Genomic DNA, 19,658 nt, shown 5'->3' with positions numbered 1-19,658 from the left:
GGCTCCTTTAGCCGATCCGCGACAATTTGAGCAGCAGGCGCAAGTCTTCAAGAATCGCCTTGCCTGGCGTGCTGCTGTCGTAACGCAGAACCAGGTTGCCGAGCGGGTCGACAATCCACAGTTGCGCCTCGTGTGTCGGAGTGACGCTGCGTGCGTAGCGCTGCAGATCCAAGCTATGAATCCCCAGTTGCGGGTATTCGCGTCGCAGCTGCGCTTCGTAATCGGCATCCAACGGCCCAGCGGTGGCTAGAGCATGGCTGGCGCGACTGGCCTCGCGGCCCAGGCCGATGTTCAGTTGGCGGGCCAAATAGACAAGTTGGCGACATTCGCCGCGGCAGCCATCGGGTGCGGTGACCAGCAGTTGCCACCCCACATCCGCCACACCCTCAATGCCCAGATCGGCGCGGCTCTGGCCATTGCCGATAAGCACACCGTGGTAGGTGCGCTCCTGCGGCACCCAGAAACGCCACTGATACATGGCCGTGGCCAGCACCATTGGCCCGATCACCATCACCAGCATCAGGATCAATGGCAGTCGCCCGCGACGTGCCGGTGGGGTTTCACTCATGTCGATGGCTGGCTGCATCGCGTACCTCTCGTGCCTGGTGGATTCCAAAGTAGATGAATAGGGCGCACAGGGCTGCCGCCAGAGCGAACCATTGCACCGCATAGCCCAGGTGTTTTTCAGGGCTCATGCTGACAATCGGCCAGTCGACCGCCAACGCGGCGGGCCCTGGTTCGAGGCGTAACTCAACAGACAGGCCGTCACGCCCCAGCTCTTGCCAGAAGGCGTCAAGCTTCACCCGATTGGTCAAGCGCGGCCAGGACGTTCCACGCTCGCCAGCCAGGACCAGTGGCTGACCCGGCGATACATAGACCCAGGCCAGCACGTCCAGCGCCCCGGAGGGGGTGACAAAACGTGGCGGTATGCGGCGATCCGGCCAAGGCAGCCAACCGCGATTGATCAGCACCCAGCGGCCGCTGGGCTGGTCGAGAAACGGTTGCAGTAGTTCGACACCTACTTGGCCTTGGTGCACACGGCTGTCGAGCAACAGGCTATGCGCGGCCTCGAAATAACCGTGCAAACGTATGCGCTGAAAGGCCGGCGGACTGGTCAGATCCAGCGCATCGAGCCGGATCGGTGGGGCCTGGCGGCGGGCCTCCTGACTGGCCAGCAGGACGCGCTTTTCTTCCGCCCGCGCCAGTTGCCAGCAGCCCAGGCCGACCAAGAGCGGGAGCATGCACAATACACACAGGCTTGGCAGCCAGCCGGGCTTGAAATGCTGTGTCAGCCGCCAGCCAGACGCACCGAGTGACTGGCTATACTGCAACTTCATACGTCTCCCCCGGAGTCCCGCAATGCTCAAGGCGGCGATCCTCCTGTTATTGCTGGCCATTCTGATCAGCCTGTTCAGCGCCCTGTTTTTCATGGTCAAGGACCAGGGCCACGGGCGTCGGATGATGTATGCGTTGTATGTCCGGGTCGGCCTGGCCGCACTCACCGTGTCGCTGATTGCCTGGGGGTTTTACTCTGGGCACTTACAGCCCCATGTCACCTGGTAAACCCCGGGCTTCAGGCGGGTGCTGGCCACGATGTCAGGTCAGAGCACGTAGACAAAAATGAACAATGCAATCCACACCACGTCGACAAAGTGCCAATACCAGGTTGCTGCCTCGAAGCCGAAATGCTGCTCGGGTGTGAAGTGCCCGCGTAGCACCCGTACCAGCATGACAATCAGGATGATGGTGCCCAGGGTGACGTGGGCACCGTGAAAACCGGTGAGCATGAAGAAGGTGGCGCCGTAGATGCCTGAGCCCAGGGTCAGCCCCAGCTCCTGATAGGCATGCACATATTCCTCCGCCTGCAGGATCAGGAAGGCGATACCGAGTAGCACGGTCAATGCGAGCCAGGCTTTCAGCAAGGTGCGGTTGCTGTTCTTCAATGCATGATGGGCAAAGGTCAGAGTGAAGCTGGAACTGACCAGCAGGATGGTGTTGACCAAGGGCAGCGACCAGGCGCTGATGACTTCGGTGGGCGGCGGGAACAGTTTGGAGTCGGGGTTGGCCAGCAGGGGCCAGGAGAAGGTGAAGTCCGGCCAGAGCATGTTGCTCACGCCCTTGTCGCCAGCGCCGCCGAGCCAGGGGCCGGCCCAGTAGCGCACATAGAACAGCGCGCCGAAGAACGCGAGGAAGAACATCACCTCGGAAAAAATGAACCAGGTCATGCCCCAGCGGAATGAACGATCCATCTGCGCGCTATACAGCCCGCCCCGGCTTTCCCTGATGACATTGCCAAACCAGCCGAACAGCATGTAGGCCAGAAACAGCGTGCCGATGAAGAAGATCAGCGGACCGTTGGAACTCTCCCGCTGCGCGGACAAATCGTTGAACCAACTGCCCAGGCCATACACAGTCACCAACATGCCGAGACTGGCAATGATCGGCCATTTGCTTTGCGAAGGAACGAAATACGGCTCGTGAGTTGCCATCTCTTTATTCTCCTTAACCGTCATGGCGGGCCGCGACTGGTTGGCGAGCAGTGATATCGAACAGCGTGTAGCCGAGTGTCAGGTGATACACATCGCGGGGCAGGTCGCGATCGACGATGAAGCGCACAGGCATCTCGATACGCTCGCCGGGCTGCAACACTTGCTGGGTGAAGCAGAAACATTCGGTCTTGTGGAAATACGCCGCCGCTCGGGAAGGCGCTACGCTGGGCACCGCCTGGGCAGTCATCGGCTGGTCCGTGGTGTTGTGGGCGATAAAGAGAACTTCCTGGCTGGCGCCGGGATGGACGCGGATCTCTTCGGTCAGCGGCTGGAACTCCCAGGTCATGCCTGCAGCATTGGTGGCGAGGAACTGCACGCGTACCTCGCGTGACTCGTCAATGGACTGCGAGCCCTGGTAGGCGCCGGCGGTTTTGCCATTGATGCCAAAGGCCTTGCACATCACGTCATAGATGGGCACCAGAGCGAAACCGAAGGCGAACATCGCCACCGCCAGCAGCAGTAGACGGGTGACCAGACGGGGCGTACTGATGGCTCTGCTCATGACGCGACTCCCCAGCGTTTCATTTCACTTCCGGTGGTGTCTGGAAGGTGTGGTAAGGCGCCGGCGACGGCACCGTCCACTCCAGTCCTTCGGCGCCATCCCAGGGTTTTGCCGCGGCGGGCTTGCCGCCGCGAATGCACTTGATGACGATGAACAGGAACAGCAACTGGGTGACGCCGAACATGAAGGCGCCCACCGATGACACCATATTGAAATTGGCGAACATCATGTTGTAGTCCGGAATCCGCCTGGGCATGCCGGCCAGGCCCACGAAGTGCATCGGGAAGAACGCCAAATTCATGCCGACGAAGCTCATCCAGAAATGCAGCTTCGCCAAGGTCTCGTCGTACATGTGCCCTGTCCATTTGGGCAGCCAGTAGTACGCCGAAGCGAAGATGCCGAAGATCGCGCCCGGCACCAGCACATAATGGAAGTGGGCCACCACGAAATAGGTATCGTGGTATTGGAAGTCCGCTGGCGCGATGGCCAGCATCAGCCCCGAGAAGCCACCGATGGTGAACAGGATGACGAAGGCCACCGCGAACAGCATGGGCGCCTCGAAGGTCAGCGACCCTTGCCACATGGTGCTCGCCCAATTGAATACCTTGACGCCGGTGGGCACGGCGATCAGCAGGGTGGCATACATGAAGAACAGCTCGCCGGTCAGCGGAATGCCGACGGTAAACATGTGATGCGCCCAGACCAGGAACGACAGGAAGGCGATGGCGCCAGTGGCGTAGACCATGGAGGTGTAGCCGAACAGTGGCTTGCGGGAGAAGGCTGGGATGATTGAGCTGACCGCGCCGAAGGCCGGCAAGATCATGATGTACACCTCGGGGTGACCGAAAAACCAGAACACGTGCTGGAACAGCACCGGGTCGCCGCCGCCGGCTGCACTGAAGAAGCTGGTACTGAAGTGGATATCCATCAGCATCATGGTTACCACGCCCGCCAGCACCGGCATCACGCCGATCAGCAGGAAGGCCGTGATCAGCCAGGTCCATACGAAGAGGGGCATTTTCATCAACGTCATGCCCGGCGCGCGCAGGTTGAGCACGGTGGCGATCACGTTGATGGCGCCCATGATGGAGCTGAAGCCCATCAGGTGGATGGCGAAGATAAAGAAGGTCACGCTTTCCGGTGCATAGGTGGTGGACAGTGGTGCGTAGAAGGTCCAGCCGAAGTTCGGCCCACCACCTTCCATGAACAGCGTGCTGACCAGCAGCGTAAAGGCCGCCGGCAGCAACCAGAAACTGAAGTTGTTCATGCGCGGCAAAGCCATGTCCGGCGCGCCGATCATCAAGGGAATCATCCAGTTGGCCAGGCCGACGAAGGCCGGCATCACCGCCCCGAAGACCATTACCAGGCCGTGCATGGTGGTCATCTGATTGAAGAACTCCGGCTGCACGATCTGCAAGCCGGGTTGGAACAGTTCGGCGCGGATCACCATGGCAAAGGTGCCGCCGAGCAGGAAGGCGCCGAAGCTGAACCACAGGTACATCGTGCCGATGTCCTTGTGATTGGTGGTCAGCAACCAGCGCATCAAGCCCTTGGCTGGGCCGTGGTGGAGGTCATGTCCGGCATGACCATGGTCGATCACTGCACTCATGTCTTACTCCTGGGCCTGCTTGAGGGCGAGTACGTCCTGCGGCGTCAGCATGTCGCCGACACTGTTACCCAGGGCGTTGCGTTCGTAAGTCACCACGGCGGCGATGTCCACTTCCGACAGCTGCCTGCCGAACGCCGCCATGGCCGTGCCAGGCTTGCCGTTGAAAACGATATCGAGGTGAGCTTCCATCGGACCGACGGCTATCGGCGAGCCTTTGAGCGCCGGGAACATTGGCGGTAGACCTTCCCCACCCGCCTGGTGGCAGGCCGAGCAGTAGGTCTGGTACACCGTGCCGCCTCGCTCCACCAGCTCCTCACGCGTCCATTCCTTGCTGGTCAGCTCCTTGAGCTGGGCCGCTTCGGCCTTGCGTTCGGCCATCCAAGTGGCGTAGTCCGCTGGACTTTTTGCTTCCACCACCACGGGCATGAAGCCGTGGTCCTTGCCGCACAGCTCGGTGCACTGGCCACGGTAGAAGCCCGGCTCTTCGATGCGCGTCCAGGATTCGTTGACGAAGCCGGGAATGGCATCTTTTTTCACAGCCAGTGCCGGCACCCACCAGGAGTGGATCACATCGGCCGAGGTGATCAAAAAACGCACCTTGGCACCCACCGGCACCACCAGCGGATTGTCCACTTCCAGCAGATAGTGCTCGCCTTTAGGGGCCTGGTTGTTGATCTGCTCGCGCGGCGTGGTCATGTTGCTGAAATATTCAACATCCTGACCCAGGTACTTGTAGTGCCATTTCCATTGATAACCCGTGACCTGGATATCCACATCCGATTCGCTGGGGTCATAGATATGGATCAGCGTACGGGTGGCCGGCACCGCCATAGCGATAAGGATCAGCAGCGGAATCACTGTCCAGAGCACTTCGATTCGAGTGTTTTCATGGAAATTGGCCGGTTTCTGGCCTGTGGAGCGACGGTGAATGATCATCGACCAGATCATCACGGCGAAGACCAATACACCGATAACCACACAGATCCAGAAAATGGTCATGTGCAGATCGAATACCGAGCGGCTGACGTCGGTAACACCGGGTGACATGTTGACGTCCCATGCAGCCTGCGCCTGGCTGAATAGCGACCACAGCAGCAGACCCATCCCGAGTCGTGGATGTCGCAACATTGCGGGTTCCCCTATCGTTCTTGTTATCCCGCCGAAACACCGGGCTGCCAGGGAACGGCAATCGAGACTGCACGCTTCAACTGCCGAAACCGGCACGCGAGGCGCTGTCGGTTCCTATCAGGTAACGTCGTTCGTGTCGAAGTATAGACAGCGACCCGCACCTGGCAATTACGCCGGTGAAATGGCCGGAAACGCTGTGGGAGCGCCCAAGGACAGGGCGCCCAACGCGGCGGAGAACCCGCAAAAAAGAATCAGACCGCGGCGTGCGCCGCGAAAACGTCAGCTGCGGAAATAACGCTGGCGCGGCGTGGCCATGGGGACGATGTCGCCATCCAGAGGCAGGAAGCGGCCCTGTTCGGAGTCATAGGCAATGATTTTGCTGCTTTCGATGTCGTACACCCAACCGTGGATGAACAGCTGCCCGCTGGCCAGCCGTGCCGCCACGGAAGGATGGGTGCGCAAGTGGTCGAGCTGGGCGACAACGTTTTCCTCGGTGAGGATTTCCAGGACATCGTGATGGCCGCAGCCGCAATTTTCCTCGACCACACGCAGGGCCACTTCCGAATGGCGCAGCCACGCCTGTACCGTGGGCATGCTGGCCAGCGCAACCGGGTCGAGCACCGCCTTCATCGCCCCGCAATCGGAATGGCCGCAGATAATGATGTGCTGAACGTGTAGCGCCAGCACCGCGTATTCGATGGCGGTGGATACGCCCCCCATCATCTGCCCGTACGCGGGAACTACGTTACCGACGTTGCGGCAGACGAACAGGTCGCCGGGAGAGCTTTGTGTAATCAGCTCTGGAACGATGCGTGAATCAGCGCACGTAATGAACATGGCCCGTGGGTTTTGGGCAGTAGCCAGACTTTTGAACAGTTCCTCTTGGGCAGGAAACACTTCATTACGAAAGCGTTTGAATCCATCGACGATACTGTGCAATGCCTCATCCGCACTCTCGCTGGCCGTCCGCACGTGAATGGGAATGGCCTTGTGCTTATACGGCATCGTGCTGCCTCCAGTGGTTTAGTCGAAAACGTTCAATGCATGACGACAGCAAGTAGCTCACTCAAGTCACATGGTTTTTTGGAAGAGCAATTTATGCCGGCTCGCCAACACCGGCAATCCCTTACCCGACCGAAACCACAGGAAAGTCGCATCGGCTAAGGTAAATAGTGCAATGCTCATCAGGAGTAGTCATGGACCTGTCCCCCATCCGCGAAACCATACGTGAAGCTCTGCAGGAGGAACACCGCAGCGGCTTGCTCGCCAATCTGCTTAGCACGCGTCTGGCAAGCTTGCACCCGGCCATACAGCTGCCGGATGGAAATACGCCCGATACGCTGCTGCACTTTATCAGCGCCTATATCGAACAAGTTCCCGAATTGCTCGAGGCGGCCGCCGCGGTCGCCCGGGAAACCGGTTTGGAAGCCCACATCGAACCGCTGCTGCGGGTTGCCGTGCAATTCTTCAAGGCCCCCCTGCACGCTGAGGCCGGCCTTGCCGCCTTACTGGATGACGCCTATCTGGCCCAGCGCCTGATTGAGGAGGTCAATGATCGTTACCTCGCCCAATTGGGCCGTCCGCTGATCCCTTTGGACAACACCACGGCCAATCTTATCGCCCACCAATTGATTGGCGAGCCGTTCGCAAATGCCCTGGATCAGGCTGTATTTGACAGCGTCGATGGCCTGCTTGATCCCTCACGTCTGAGCGCTGCCGAGCAGGTCGCCTGCCGTGATCACCTGGGGGACCAACATTTGCAGGATGCTTGGCACCACTGGCCCTGCCTGAGTCGACAATTGGGTGTTGGCCTGCAGCTCGGCAGCGGAACGAACGCCGGCTGATCGGAAGTCAGTCGCAGCTTAAAACAACGACATCTGGTCGCTGGGTGGCGCAAACCGGCTGCAATCCAGCCCAGGCGATGCGTCGCGTCCGTTTAGTCCAAGGCGCTTGCAGGCAATCCGGAAGCGGTGCGCCAGCAGCTCGGCAAAAGGTCCCTCGCCGCGCATGCGCACGCCAAAGCGGCTGTCATACGCGTGACCGCCGCGACATTGTCGAATCAGGCTCATCACATGTTCCGCTCGCTCGGGGAAATGCGTGGCCAGCCATTCCTCGAACAGCTCAGCAATCTCCAGCGGCAACCGCAGCAAGACATAGCCCGCGGTTTGCGCACCGGCATCATGCGCAGCCTGCAACAGCCTCTCCAACTCGGCATCGTTGATCATCGGTATCATCGGCGCGCACATCACATTGACGGGCACACCCTCCGCACTCAACACCCGCAGACAACGCAGGCGCGCCGCGGGTGAGGCCGCCCGCGGCTCCATGATGCGCTTCAATTCGTCGTCCAGCGTGGTCAGGCTGATGGACACACTGACCAGGCGCTGTTCGGCCAACTCCGTAAGCAGGTCCAGGTCGCGCAGAATCAGCGAGCTTTTGGTAATGATATGCACCGGATGTCGATAACGAAGCAGGATTTCCAGTGCCCGGCGCGTCAGCCGCTGTTGGCGCTCGATCGGCTGGTAGGCGTCTGTGTTGACACCCAGGGCGATAGGCTGGGGTACATAGCCCGGCTTGCTCAGCTGTTCCTCAAGCACGTCCCCCAGGTTGCTCTTGGCGATCAGCCGGGTTTCGAAATCGATACCCGGCGAGAGGTCCCAATAGGCATGGCTGGGGCGCGCGAAACAGTAGATGCAACCATGCTCGCAGCCGCGATAAGGATTCACCGAGCGGTCGAAGCCCACGTCGGGCGAGCGATTGCGGGTGACCACCGTCTTGGCGGTTTCACTGCGCACTTCAGTGGCGCGACTGTCCGGCACCTCTTGCATCCAGCCGTCATCAAAGGCCTCGGTACGTGTCGGCGCAAAGCGATTGACCGGGTTGCTGGCAGTGCCGCGACCCCGTGGCGGTGAGGAAAAGGTCATACAAACCCCATACACTGTTTTTTTATACAGTATATGGGTGATAACGCTCTTTGCGCCCATGCCGTTCGGCAGATCGATGCGGAAACGTCCTGCCGGGCGGTGAGCGCCCCCTGCAAGGCGCTGCATTGAGCCGAACGGCGCGGGTCAGAATAGTCCGGGAACCCCATCGCACCTCCCGGCGCGCCGAGAGTCCAACTCCCTGCACATTCAGCACTGGGAGGTTTTGTCATGGCCCGTTTCGGTTCACATGCGGCGCAAAGCCGCGAAGATGTTCTTGAGGAGATTCAGCGCCTGCAACAAGCCCTGGATGATCTTCGGCACGACAGCCTGCACGGCACCCGCAAAGGTTTCGATACCTTACGTCGCCGTGCCGAATCCATGTGGCATGACCATCACCTGAACGAGCGCTACGGTGACCTGAGCAAAAATACGCGCGAAGCCAGTCGCCTGGCCCGCGAATGCGTCCGCGAGCATCCCGTCAGCAGCGCTGCGCTGGTGCTAGGTGTGTGTGTGGTGATCGGGTGCCTCTGGATGTACCGACGATCCTGAGATAACAACCGCAGGCTGCGCGGTGCGCAGCCTCCCGGAATCAGTAGCGCCGACGTCAGGCGCTCAGCTGGCGGCGCAGCTCGGCCATCACCGGTGCCGTTTCGGGACGCACCCCACGCCAGACGAAGAACGCCTCGGCAGCCTGTTCGACCAGCATGCCGAGCCCATCGCGGGTCAGCGCGCCCTGTTCGGCCGCCCAGCGGTTGAACGCCGTCGGCATGGCGCCATACATCATGTCGTAACACAGCGTATGGCCAGAGCGAATCAAGGTCGCGCCAATCGGCGGGACGTCGCCGGCCAGGCTCGCCGAGGTACCGTTGACTATCAGGTCCAGCGGCTCACCCTGCCAATCGAAGCCACAAGCGCTGACCGGGCCCAGGTCGGCAAAGGCTTCGGCCAATTGCGTAGCCTTGGCCGGGGTCCGGTTGGCAATCAGCAGCAGGTCCGGCTGCTCAGCCAGAAAAGGCTCGAGAATGCCACGCACCGCCCCACCGGCCCCGAGGATCAGGATGCGCTGTCCTCGCAGCGGGAAGCCTTGGCTTTTCAGGTCCCGGACCAGCCCGGCGCCGTCGGTGTTGTCGCCCAACAACCCGCCGTCCGCAGTTTTTTTCAGGGTATTCACGGCCCCGGCACGTCGTGCCCGCTCGCTGAGGGTATCGGCGAGGCGATAGGCCTCTTCCTTGAACGGCACGGTGACATTGGCGCCGTGCCCTTGGCGAAAAAACTCATGAGCAAAACCGGCAAAGTCATCCAGCGGCGCCAGCAGCGCCTCGTAACGCAGCTGCTCGCCCGTCTGTTCAGCAAACAGACGGTGGATCAGCGGCGACTTGCTGTGGCCAATGGGATTGCCGAATACGCCGTAGCGGTCCATGAAATTCCTCGGTTTTTGGGGCGTGTCGGTGACGACCTGGTCGCCACCCGATTCATTCAGGCGTCCGCGAGCCAGTCTCGATCCTGTAGGAAATACTCCGTCAGGCGCGCTTCTTCGCTGCCCGGCTCGGGCTTCCAGTCATAGCCCCAGCGCACTTGCGGCGGCAGGGACATCAGGATCGACTCGGTACGCCCGCCCGATTGCAGGCCGAACAAGGTGCCACGGTCCCAGACCAGGTTGAATTCCACATAGCGGCCGCGACGGAACGCCTGGAACTCACGCTGCGCCTCGGTGAACGGAGTAGCTTTGCGGCGCTCGACAATCGGCAGGTACGCCGCCAGGTACGCATCGCCAATGGCCCGCATGAAGGCGAAACTGGTGTCGAAGTCCCATTCGTTGAAATCATCGAAGAACAGGCCACCAATGCCTCGCGGCTCACTGCGGTGCTTGATATAGAAGTAGCGATCACACCAGGCCTTGAAGCGCGGATAAACGTCGGCGCCGAAGGGCGCGCAGGCATCGCGAGCCACTTGGTGCCAGTGCACGCAGTCTTCTTCATGGGCGTAGTAAGGCGTCAGGTCGAAGCCACCGCCAAACCACCAGACGGGCTCGGCGCCTTCTTTCTCGGCGCTGAACAGGCGCACGTTGGCGTGGGAGGTCGGCACGTGGGGGTTTTCCGGGTGGATGACCAGCGACACGCCCATGGCCTGGAATCCGCGCCCGGCCAGTTCCGGTCGATGAGCGCTGGCCGAAGGCGGCAGGTTATCGCCGTACACATGGGAGAAATTCACCCCACCTTTCTCGATCAGGGCACCCTCGCCAATCACCCGCGTGCGGCCACCGCCGCCGCCCGGGCGCTCCCAGGCATCTTCAACGAAACGGGCACGGCCGTCTTCGGCTTCCAGCGCGGCGCAGATGCGGTCTTGCAGATCAAGCAGATAGGCTTTGATGGCCTCGGTTTGGTCACTCATGAAAAATTACCTTGTAGCGCGTCCCGCCGAGGTCGGTGGGCGGAAAAGTGCTAAGCATACACCGGGCCCGGAGCCGCCGCAGTTGACGCCGCGTCGCCGGAGCGCTTGGATAGGCATCGTTCCCTCACTCATCTCACGGAGAGATTCATGGCCAAGCGCATCCAGTTCAGCACTCACGGTGGTCCCGAGGTGCTTGAGTATCGCGACTACACACCGGCCGAACCGGGCCCGCTTGAGGTACGCGTGCGTAACCACGCCATCGGCCTGAATTTTATCGACACCTATTTTCGCAGCGGGTTGTATGCACCGGCCTCGCTGCCGTCGAGCCTGGGCACCGAGGGCGCAGGCGAAGTCGAGGCAATAGGCCGCGACGTGACCGGTTTGCAGATCGGTGACCGCGTCGCCTATGCCACTGGCCCGCTGGGCGCATACGGCGAACTGCATGTGCTGCCCGCCGACAAACTGGTCAAGCTCCCCGACAATATTTCCTACGAACAAGCCGCCGCGGTGATGCTCAAGGGATTGACCGTGCAGTACCTGCTGCGCCAGACCCATGTCGTGCAGCCGGGCGAAACCCTTCTGTTTCACGCGGCCGCCGGTGGCGTGGGCTCGCTGGCCTGCCAGTGGGCCAAGGCCTTGGGCGCCAAGCTGATCGGTGTGGTGGGCTCGGCGGAAAAAGCCGAACGGGCCAAGGCGATGGGCGCCTGGGCGACCATCGACCGCAGCCACGAGGATATTCGCGCACGCGTGCTGGAGCTGACCAACGGCGCGAAATGCCCGGTGGTGTATGACTCGGTGGGCAAGGCCACCTGGGAAATTTCCCTGGACTGCGTGGCGCCGCGCGGCCTGCTGGTCAGCTTCGGCAATGCCTCAGGCGCGGTCACCGACGTGAACCTCGGCATCCTGGCGCAAAAAGGCTCGCTGTATGTCACCCGGCCGATCCTTGCCGGCTACGCCACGACGGCACAACGCCTGCAGGCCATGGCCGATGAGCTGTTCGCCATGATCTCCAGCGGCCAGGTGCAAGTGGACATCAGCCAGCGCTATGCGCTCAAGGACGCGGCTCAGGCGCAGACCGCGCTAGCCGCTGGCGAGACGGTGGGTTCGACGATTCTGTTGCCCTGAGCACAGCTGGCCCGTCGGCAGGATGGTGTTCCATCCACCGACGGGGCCCGGTGGTCAGGAAGGCCGGATTACTTTGCCCGTGGCCAAGTCGCGGATCAGGCTGGGGTTACGCCGTCCACCCAGACTCCCGCCCAGTACGCCGTCCAGGCGTCCGTGAAAATACTGCTCAACCCGCAAGCGTGAACGGGCCGAAGGGCGACCGGCCGGGTTGGCCGACGTTGACACCAGCGGACCGGTCAACGCACACAGCTCGGCAATCAACGGATGATCACTGACCCGCAACGCCACGCTGTCATGCTCGCCGGTGATCCACTCGCCAAGCCGGTTCTGGTGCGGCACCAGCCAGGTATTCGGTCCCGGCCAGCTGCTGGACAGGGGCTTTAGCCAGTCCGCTGGCAGGTCATGCAACAAAAAATCGAACTGCGCGACGCTGCCCGCCACCAGGATCAGGCCTTTGCGCATCGGGCGTGACTTCAAGCCCAGCAGACGCAACACCGCCGCCTCGTTCCACGGATCGCAGCCCAGCCCCCAGACCGCTTCGGTCGGATAGGCGATCACTCCGCCAGCTCGCACCACGCCTGCCATGTGCCGCACCCGCCAACTGCTGTTCATTGCAACCTTCACGTGTTTTGAGCCGCGCGCAGTGTACTGCAGGCGCAGGCTTTTCCGCGATGCGACATACCCCAGCGGTCAATCCTGTGTTTAACCCGCCCGACCGCTCCAGACTCCCGCCGCGCAAGCAACCCGGCCGCTTATTTCAAGGTCGGTGAGCGCCGCCAACACCTGCGGCAACGGCCAGCCGCTGGCATCGGCCAGGGCTTCGCTGCTGTACGGTGCGGCCAGTAATAGCTCCAGCAACGGATGCTCGGCGTTGGAGGCTCCCGTCGCGCTAGGTATAACGGGCGCTTCCGGCAATGGCGCCATGTTCTGCCAGCCGCGCAATTCCTGCAGAATATCCTCGACGCTTTCCACCAGGGTCGCGCCCTCGCGGATCAGTTGATGGCAACCGCGTGCGCCGGGATGATGGATGGAGCCGGGAATCGCATACACCTCGCGGCCCTGTTCGGCGGCCAGCCGGGCGGTGATCAGCGAGCCACTGGACGGACTGGCCTCGATGACCAGCACACCCAGCGACAAGCCGCTGATCAATCTGTTGCGCCGTGGGAAATTACCCGCCTGCGGTGGCGTATCCAGAGGAAACTCGGACACCAGCGCACTGCCCTCATCAACAATGCGCGCCGCCAACTGACGGTGCGTGGCGGGATACACACGTTGCAGGCCGGTGCCCAGCACCGCCACGGTGCGTCCGCCCACATCCAGGGCGGCCCGGTGGGCGGCGCCATCGATTCCCAGGGCCAGGCCGCTGGTAATCACCAAGCCACCGCCGGCCAGGCTGCGGGCAAACGCTTCGGCGGTATCCAGCCCGGGCCGCGAAGCGCGACGGCTGCCGACCACAGCGACCTGTGGTTGCTCCAGCAGTCCGACATTCCCGGCCACGAACAGCAACGGCGGCGCATCGTGCAGCTCGGCCAGTAGGGCGGGATAGCGGGGGTCGTCCCACATCAACAGGTGCTGGCCAGGTTGCTCCAACCAGGCTTGCGCGGCGCGTGCCCGCTCGCGGACCTCCGGGCTGCGCCGCGCATCGGCACACACCGCCGGCAATCCCAGCGACCGCCAGGCACTGGCCGGCGCACTGTACGCAGCACCGGCACTGGCGAACGCCTGCAACAAGCGCCGAAACCGGCGTGGACCCAGCTCGGGCAAGGCATGCAGACGCAAACGGGCTTCGAGTTCGGCGGGCGAGGGCAGCGACATGGCGATCGTCCTTGATCGTAAAGGGACGAGTCAGCATAGCCCGTGCGCACCCAACGGCCTTTTCCGCTTGAATATCATAAAAAATGCCGCTCCCGTACGGGCGAGCGGCATTCAGGTACAGCCGTCAGGCGAATGTCAGGGGTTGCGCACCTTGTCCATCACCGCCAACTGGCGCGTGGCAACCAGTACCAGGCCGTAGCTGAGCTTTTCGTAAGTGCGGAACACCATCAACAGGCCGGCGCGTTCGTCGGGAATTTTCACCCGCTCACCGGTGATGCGGTCGCGCACGGTTTCCCCGGTCTTGTACACCGCCAGCACGTTGCCTTCCACCAGGCCATCGCGCGCGCCCTTGTTGAGGGTCACCACATCGAACTGGCCGATCTGCGTCACGCCGCGCGGTACATCAAGAATAAGGCCGCGAATCTCGTTGGCCGGCTCACTGGGCATAAAGCTCGAATTGAGGGTGCGATGCTCGGTAGAGAACAGACGGTCGCCGAGACGAATCTCCTGAGTCGAACGGCTGAGCATTAAGGTGGTGATATCGCCTTCCTCGGCAATTCGCTCGCCGGTGCCGATGTCATCGGCGTTGATACCGAGGAACTCCTTGGTTTCCGGGTCAACGTACACCCGACCCTGGCGGAAGATGCCATAGACCGGCTCATCGTTGGGGAACGTGCCGCGTGCATAGACCCGGTCGTCCTTGCCGCTGATCACCCGCTCGGCATTACCAGCCACAACGTACGGTGCGGTCTCGAAGTCCTCGGCGCTGTCAACGATGCGGTTGGACAGCAGGAAGCTGTTGATCGCCCCCAGCGGGATCGCCGGAATCGCCTCGGCCATTGGCGTACTGCGCACGGTGGGCGACAGCTTGATGGTGCCGCGACTGGCGCCACGGTCCAGCATAAGGCGCGGCTGGCCGTCGATATAGACCAGACTCAGCACATCCCCCGGATAGATCAGGTGGGGGTTTTCCACCTGTGGGTTGACGTGCCAGATCTGCGGCCACTTCCAGGGTTTACTGAGAAACTTGGCGGAGATGTCCCACAGGGTGTCGCCCTTGACCACGGTATAACGCTCTGGATGATTCTCCTTGAGCGGTACGCCTGCGTAGGCCAAGCCGCCCGCAGTCAACAGCAACAGGGCGAGTAGTGATTTCCTCATGCGGCGAATCCCTTTATCATGTGTCTTCGCGCAAAAGCCCCTTCAGCACCCGGCAATCCCTTGAAAGCCGTGGGTTGAAGGCGTTTTGCAATGCTGGCTGGCATCTTAGCAGCGGCCTTTTTCTCAATTGCATACGTGCTTCACAAACGCTTATGGCCATTCTCAACATCCTCGAGTTTCCCGATCCGCGCCTGCGCACCATCGCCAAGCCGGTGGACGTGGTCGACGACGGCATTCGCCAGCTGGTCGACGATATGTTCGAGACCATGTACGACGCACCGGGCATCGGCCTGGCGGCGACCCAGGTGAATGTGCACAAGCGCGTGGTGGTGATGGACCTGTCCGAGGACAAGTCCGAACCGCGCGTATTCATCAACCCCGAGTTCGAAACCCTGACCGACGAGATGGATCAGTACCAGGAAGGTTGTTTGTCGGTACCCGGTTTCTACGAAAACGTCGACCGTCCGCAAAAGGTCAGGATCAAAGCCCTGGACCGTGACGGCCAGCCGTATGAGCTGATCGCCGAAGGACTGCTCGCCGTGTGCATCCAGCACGAGTGCGATCACCTCAACGGCAAGCTGTTTGTCGATTACCTGTCGCAGCTCAAGCGCGACCGGATCAAGAAGAAGCTGGAAAAACAGCACCGCCAGCAGGCTTGATCCACGCCTTCAAAGGCTTGCCACGGCAAGCCTTTTTCTTTTCAGCCGCTTTTTATCAGTGAGTCACGCCATGCGCATCGTCTTCGCCGGTACTCCGGAATTCGCCGCCCAGCATTTGCAGGCCCTGCTGAATACCGATCATCAGATCGTTGCGGTCTACACCCAGCCGGATCGCCCGGCCGGTCGCGGACAAAAACTGATGCCCAGCCCGGTCAAGCAACTTGCCGAGGCTCACGGCATTGCGGTCTATCAGCCACAGACCCTGCGCGACTCCGCCGCCCAGACGGAATTGGCGGCACTCAACGCTGACCTGATGGTGGTGGTCGCTTACGGCCTGATCCTGCCCCAGGCGGTGCTGGACCTGCCGCGCCTGGGCTGCATCAACAGCCACGCGTCATTGTTGCCGCGCTGGCGTGGCGCGGCGCCGATCCAGCGCGCCGTGGAAGCCGGCGATGCCGAGAGCGGCGTGACCGTGATGCAGATGGAAGCCGGCCTGGACACCGGGCCGATGCTACTCAAGGTCAGCACGCCGATTACCGCCGAAGACACCGGCGGCAGCCTGCATGACCGCCTGGCCGAGCTCGGCGCGCAGGCCATCGTGCGCGCCGTGGACGGCCTGCAGGCTGGCACCTTGCGCGGCGATATACAGGACGATGCCCTGGCCTGCTACGCCCACAAACTGAACAAGGACGAAGCCCGCCTCGACTGGCAGCGCCCGGCGGTGGAACTGGAGCGACAGATTCGCGCGCTGCATCCCTGGCCGATCTGCCACAGCACCCTCGGTGAGGTGACGCTTAAGGTGCACGGCGCACGCGTGGGCGAAGGGCAGGGCGCGCCCGGCGAAATTCTCGCCGCCAGCAAAGAAGGCCTGACCGTCGCCTGCGGGCAAGGCGCGCTGTTGCTTACTCGCCTGCAGCTGCCGGGTGGCAAGCCGTTGACCTTCAGTGATCTCTACAACAGCCGCCGCGAGCAGTTCGCCGTCGGCCAGGTGCTGGGCCAATGAACCCGCGCCTGGCCGCCGCCCGCGCCCTGGCCGCCGTGCTCAACGGCAAAGCTTCACTGGGCAGCAGCCTGCCGCCGTTGCTCGACAAGGTGGACGCCCGCGACCGCGCCCTGACCCAAGATCTCGCGTTTGGTACCGCTCGCTGGCAACCGCGCCTGGCCTTGCTGGCGGAAAAACTGCTGCAAAAGCCCTTCAAGGCGGCCGACCGCGACGTCGAAGCCCTGTTGCTGGTCGGCCTGTATCAGCTGTTCTACACGCGCATTCCGCCCCACGCGGCGATCGGCGAGACGGTCGGCTGCGTTGACCAGCTGAGAAAATCCTCACTCAAGGGGTTGCTCAACGCCGTGCTGCGCCGTGCCCAGCGCGAAGGCGAGGCGCTGTTCGCCGAACTGGAGCGCGACCCGGTGAGCCGCACCGCCCACCCGCGCTGGCTGCAAAGGCGCCTGAAGGCGGACTGGCCGGAACAGTGGGAAGCCATTTGCGCGGCCAACAATGCCCACCCGCCCTTGCTGCTACGCGTCAATCGCCGCCATGGCAGCCGCGACGCCTACTTGGCCGACCTGCAGGCCGCCGGCTTTCCCGGTGAAGCCTGCGCATTCAGCCGCGATGGCATTCGCTTACTGCAGCCCTGCGATGTCACCCTCTTGCCGGGTTTTGCCGAAGGGCGAGTCAGCGTGCAGGACGAAGCCGCCCAACTGGCCGCCGACCTGCTGGAGCTGGCCCCGGGGCAGCGCGTACTGGATGCCTGCGCCGCGCCAGGTGGCAAGACCTGCCACCTGCTGGAAGCCGAAGCCGGTCTGATGGAAGTGGTGGCGCTGGATCTGGAGCCGCAACGTCTGCTGCGCGTGCGGGAAAATCTAGAGCGCCTGAAACTGCAGGCCACGCTCATTGCCGCCGACGGTCGCGATACCGCCGCCTGGTGGGATGGCCGACCGTTCCAGCGCATTTTGCTGGATGCCCCTTGCTCGGCCACCGGCGTGATCCGCCGCCACCCGGATATCAAACTCACCCGCCAAGCCGACGACATCAGCGCCCTGGCGCAGCTGCAAGGCGAACTGCTCGATGCGCTGTGGCCGACCCTGGAGGTGGGCGGCGTGCTGCTGTATGCCACCTGCTCGGTGCTGCCGGAAGAAAACAGCGCTAACATCGCGGCCTTTCTGGCCCGTACGCCCGGAGCGCGCGAGCTGGCCATCGGCGGCCCGTTCGGCCTGAAGCAGCCTCACGGTCGCCAGCTGCTGCCACAGGAAGGCGGCCATGACGGGTTTTATTACGCCAAACTGATCAAGATCGCTGCGTGCTAGCGCAACGCCTGTGGGCAGACACGAGGGAGTGAACGGGTGAAGATCATCATTCTGGGTGCCGGTCAGGTGGGTGGTACGTTGGCCGAGCATTTAGCCAGCGAGGCCAACGACATCACCGTTGTCGACACGGATGGCGACCGTTTGCGCGACCTGGGCGACCGCCTGGATATTCGTACGATTCAGGGCCGCGGCTCGTTTCCCACCGTGTTGCGCCAGGCTGGCGCCGACGATGCCGACATGCTGGTCGCCGTCACCAACAGCGACGAAACCAACATGATCGCCTGCCAGGTGGCCTACAGCCTGTTCCATACCCCGACCAAAATCGCCCGGGTGCGCGAAGCCGCCTACCTGACCCGCGGCGGGCTGTTCAGCAATGAGGGGATTCCGGTCGATGTACTGATCAGCCCCGAACAGGTGGTGACCAACTATATCAAGCGCCTAATCGAGCACCCCGGCGCCTTGCAGGTGATCGATTTCGCCGAAGGCAAGGCTCAACTGGTAGCGATTCGCGCCTATTACGGCGGTCCGCTGGTGGGTCATCAGCTCAAGCAGATTCGCCAGCACATGCCCAACGTGGATACCCGAGTGGCGGCCATCTTCCGCCGCAACCGGGCCATCCTGCCCCGCGGCGATACGGTCATCGAAGCGGATGACGAGGTGTTTTTCATTGCCGCCAAGGCCAATATCCGCGCGGTGATGAGCGAGCTACGCCGCCTGGAGCACAGCTACAAGAAAGTGGTGATTGCCGGCGGCGGGCATATCGGTGAGCGCCTGGCCGAAGCGATCGAAAGCCGCTACCAGGTAAAGATCATCGAGATGAACCCGGCGCGCTGCCGTTACCTGTCCGAGGTGCTGGACAGCACCATCGTACTGCAAGGCAGCGCCTCGAATCGCGACCTGCTGATGGAAGAAAACATCAACGATGCGGATATCTTCCTGGCTCTGACCAATGATGACGAGGCCAACATCATGTCCTCGCTGCTGGCCAAGCGTCTGGGCGCGCGCAAGGTGATGACGTTGATCAACAACCCGGCCTACGTCGACCTGGTGCAGGGTGGTGAGATCGATATCGCCATCAGCCCGCAACTGGCTACCATCGGCACGCTACTTACCCACGTGCGCCGGGGCGATATCGTCAGCGTGCATTCGCTGCGTCGAGGCGCCGCCGAAGCCATCGAGGCCATCGCCCACGGCGACGCCAAATCGAGCAAGGTTATCGGCCGCAAGATCTGCGACATCGCCCTGCCGCCGGGCACAACCATCGGCGCGGTGATCCGTGACGAAGAAGTGTTGATCGCTCACGATGACACGGTGATCGAGTCCGGCGACCATGTGATCCTGTTCCTGGTCGACAAGCGCCACATCCGCGACGTGGAACGTCTATTTCAGGCCGGCCTGACGTTCTTTTAGGCCTCAGGTCGTCATTCCCGCGCAGAGAGAAACCACACCACGGCCAGCGCCTGGGCTCCGGCCGACGGTTTGTGCGTCCTG

The 19,658-nt window shown here is 62.3% G+C and carries 21 protein-coding genes; 8 read left to right on the top strand and 13 right to left on the bottom strand.

Annotated features, from left to right (window positions below; genetic code table 11):
* Positions 1-7: 7 nt before the first annotated feature.
* Positions 8-586 carry a hypothetical protein gene (locus tag ACTV8E_RS00455; protein WP_443198123.1) on the bottom strand — a complete coding sequence of 193 codons (579 nt, stop codon included), beginning with the start codon at positions 584-586 and terminating at the stop codon, positions 8-10.
* The gene (locus ACTV8E_RS00450) at positions 561-1,337 is read right to left on the bottom strand and encodes an SURF1 family protein (protein ID WP_443198122.1); all 777 of its coding nucleotides are present in this window, start codon (positions 1,335-1,337) and stop codon (positions 561-563) included. The genes ACTV8E_RS00455 and ACTV8E_RS00450 overlap by 26 nt, the downstream gene beginning before the upstream one ends.
* Positions 1,338-1,359: 22 nt before the next feature.
* Here ACTV8E_RS00450 and ACTV8E_RS00445 point away from each other — a divergent pair, with 22 nt between their 5' ends.
* Positions 1,360-1,563, top strand: a complete 204-nt coding sequence (locus tag ACTV8E_RS00445; protein WP_251835456.1) for a twin transmembrane helix small protein — start codon at positions 1,360-1,362, stop codon at positions 1,561-1,563.
* 38 nt (positions 1,564-1,601) lie between these two features.
* Here ACTV8E_RS00445 and ACTV8E_RS00440 read toward each other — a convergent pair whose 3' ends face one another.
* From ACTV8E_RS00440 to ACTV8E_RS00420, 5 genes are all read right to left on the bottom strand, one after another.
* Positions 1,602-2,489 (bottom strand): cytochrome c oxidase subunit 3, encoded by an 888-nt coding sequence (locus ACTV8E_RS00440; protein WP_273538550.1) that lies wholly within the window; start codon positions 2,487-2,489, stop codon positions 1,602-1,604.
* A 13-nt stretch (positions 2,490-2,502) separates the two neighbouring features.
* Positions 2,503-3,051, bottom strand: coding sequence for a cytochrome c oxidase assembly protein (locus tag ACTV8E_RS00435; RefSeq protein WP_443198121.1), 549 nt, complete (start codon positions 3,049-3,051; stop codon positions 2,503-2,505).
* A gap of 19 nt (positions 3,052-3,070) precedes the next feature.
* Positions 3,071-4,660, bottom strand: coding sequence for a cytochrome c oxidase subunit I (ctaD, locus tag ACTV8E_RS00430; protein WP_251835453.1), 1,590 nt, complete (start codon positions 4,658-4,660; stop codon positions 3,071-3,073).
* A gap of 3 nt (positions 4,661-4,663) precedes the next feature.
* Complete coding sequence (gene coxB / locus ACTV8E_RS00425; RefSeq protein ID WP_443198120.1) at positions 4,664-5,788, bottom strand: cytochrome c oxidase subunit II; 1,125 nt, start codon at positions 5,786-5,788, stop codon at positions 4,664-4,666.
* Positions 5,789-6,067: 279 nt separating this feature from the next.
* A complete protein-coding gene (locus tag ACTV8E_RS00420; protein ID WP_251835451.1) occupies positions 6,068-6,793 on the bottom strand; it encodes a carbonic anhydrase in 726 nt (241 codons plus the stop codon).
* Between the two features lie 191 nt (positions 6,794-6,984).
* Between ACTV8E_RS00420 and ACTV8E_RS00415 the strand changes: the two genes are divergently transcribed.
* A complete protein-coding gene (locus ACTV8E_RS00415; protein WP_443198119.1) occupies positions 6,985-7,632 on the top strand; it encodes a hypothetical protein in 648 nt (215 codons plus the stop codon).
* Between the two features lie 18 nt (positions 7,633-7,650).
* On the opposite strand, the gene ACTV8E_RS00410 is transcribed toward ACTV8E_RS00415, so the two are convergent.
* Positions 7,651-8,712 (bottom strand): PA0069 family radical SAM protein, encoded by a 1,062-nt coding sequence (locus ACTV8E_RS00410; protein ID WP_443198118.1) that lies wholly within the window; start codon positions 8,710-8,712, stop codon positions 7,651-7,653.
* A gap of 228 nt (positions 8,713-8,940) precedes the next feature.
* Between ACTV8E_RS00410 and ACTV8E_RS00405 the strand changes: the two genes are divergently transcribed.
* Positions 8,941-9,261, top strand: coding sequence for a DUF883 family protein (locus tag ACTV8E_RS00405; protein WP_251835448.1), 321 nt, complete (start codon positions 8,941-8,943; stop codon positions 9,259-9,261).
* 55 nt (positions 9,262-9,316) lie between these two features.
* On the opposite strand, the gene aroE is transcribed toward ACTV8E_RS00405, so the two are convergent.
* Both aroE and hemF read right to left on the bottom strand, forming a co-directional pair.
* Positions 9,317-10,132 carry a shikimate dehydrogenase gene (aroE, locus tag ACTV8E_RS00400; protein WP_443198117.1) on the bottom strand — a complete coding sequence of 272 codons (816 nt, stop codon included), beginning with the start codon at positions 10,130-10,132 and terminating at the stop codon, positions 9,317-9,319.
* A 56-nt stretch (positions 10,133-10,188) separates the two neighbouring features.
* Positions 10,189-11,103 (bottom strand): oxygen-dependent coproporphyrinogen oxidase, encoded by a 915-nt coding sequence (gene hemF / locus ACTV8E_RS00395; RefSeq protein ID WP_443198116.1) that lies wholly within the window; start codon positions 11,101-11,103, stop codon positions 10,189-10,191.
* A gap of 147 nt (positions 11,104-11,250) precedes the next feature.
* Between hemF and ACTV8E_RS00390 the strand changes: the two genes are divergently transcribed.
* The gene (locus tag ACTV8E_RS00390) at positions 11,251-12,228 is read left to right on the top strand and encodes an NADPH:quinone reductase (protein WP_251835445.1); all 978 of its coding nucleotides are present in this window, start codon (positions 11,251-11,253) and stop codon (positions 12,226-12,228) included.
* Positions 12,229-12,282: 54 nt separating this feature from the next.
* On the opposite strand, the gene ACTV8E_RS00385 is transcribed toward ACTV8E_RS00390, so the two are convergent.
* The 3 genes from ACTV8E_RS00385 to ACTV8E_RS00375 all read right to left on the bottom strand — a co-directional run bounded on the left by ACTV8E_RS00385 (position 12,283) and on the right by ACTV8E_RS00375 (position 15,204).
* Entirely contained in the window at positions 12,283-12,840 is a 558-nt protein-coding gene (locus ACTV8E_RS00385; protein WP_443198115.1) for an L-threonylcarbamoyladenylate synthase, read from the bottom strand.
* 90 nt (positions 12,841-12,930) lie between these two features.
* Complete coding sequence (gene dprA, locus ACTV8E_RS00380; protein ID WP_251835443.1) at positions 12,931-14,043, bottom strand: DNA-processing protein DprA; 1,113 nt, start codon at positions 14,041-14,043, stop codon at positions 12,931-12,933.
* 135 nt (positions 14,044-14,178) lie between these two features.
* A complete protein-coding gene (locus tag ACTV8E_RS00375; protein WP_443198114.1) occupies positions 14,179-15,204 on the bottom strand; it encodes a LysM peptidoglycan-binding domain-containing protein in 1,026 nt (341 codons plus the stop codon).
* Between the two features lie 152 nt (positions 15,205-15,356).
* Here ACTV8E_RS00375 and def point away from each other — a divergent pair, with 152 nt between their 5' ends.
* Genes def through trkA form a run of 4 tightly spaced genes read left to right on the top strand, consistent with a single transcriptional unit; the run spans position 15,357 to position 19,577 of the window.
* On the top strand, positions 15,357-15,863 hold the full coding sequence (def, locus tag ACTV8E_RS00370) for a peptide deformylase (RefSeq protein ID WP_251835441.1): 507 nt from the start codon (positions 15,357-15,359) through the stop codon (positions 15,861-15,863).
* 58 nt (positions 15,864-15,921) lie between these two features.
* On the top strand, positions 15,922-16,866 hold the full coding sequence (gene fmt / locus ACTV8E_RS00365) for a methionyl-tRNA formyltransferase (RefSeq protein WP_251835440.1): 945 nt from the start codon (positions 15,922-15,924) through the stop codon (positions 16,864-16,866).
* Entirely contained in the window at positions 16,863-18,167 is a 1,305-nt protein-coding gene (rsmB, locus tag ACTV8E_RS00360) for a 16S rRNA (cytosine(967)-C(5))-methyltransferase RsmB (RefSeq protein ID WP_251835439.1), read from the top strand. The genes fmt and rsmB overlap by 4 nt, the downstream gene beginning before the upstream one ends.
* A gap of 36 nt (positions 18,168-18,203) precedes the next feature.
* Positions 18,204-19,577, top strand: coding sequence for a Trk system potassium transporter TrkA (trkA, locus tag ACTV8E_RS00355; protein ID WP_251835438.1), 1,374 nt, complete (start codon positions 18,204-18,206; stop codon positions 19,575-19,577).
* The last annotated feature ends 81 nt before the right edge of the window (positions 19,578-19,658 follow it).

The sequence above is a fragment of the Pseudomonas sp. B392_1p genome (assembly GCF_052245235.1).
GTDB lineage: Bacteria > Pseudomonadota > Gammaproteobacteria > Pseudomonadales > Pseudomonadaceae > Serpens > Serpens gallinarum.
Note: the sequence above shows the minus strand (reverse complement) of the source record. Positions and strands in the feature narration are given on the sequence as shown.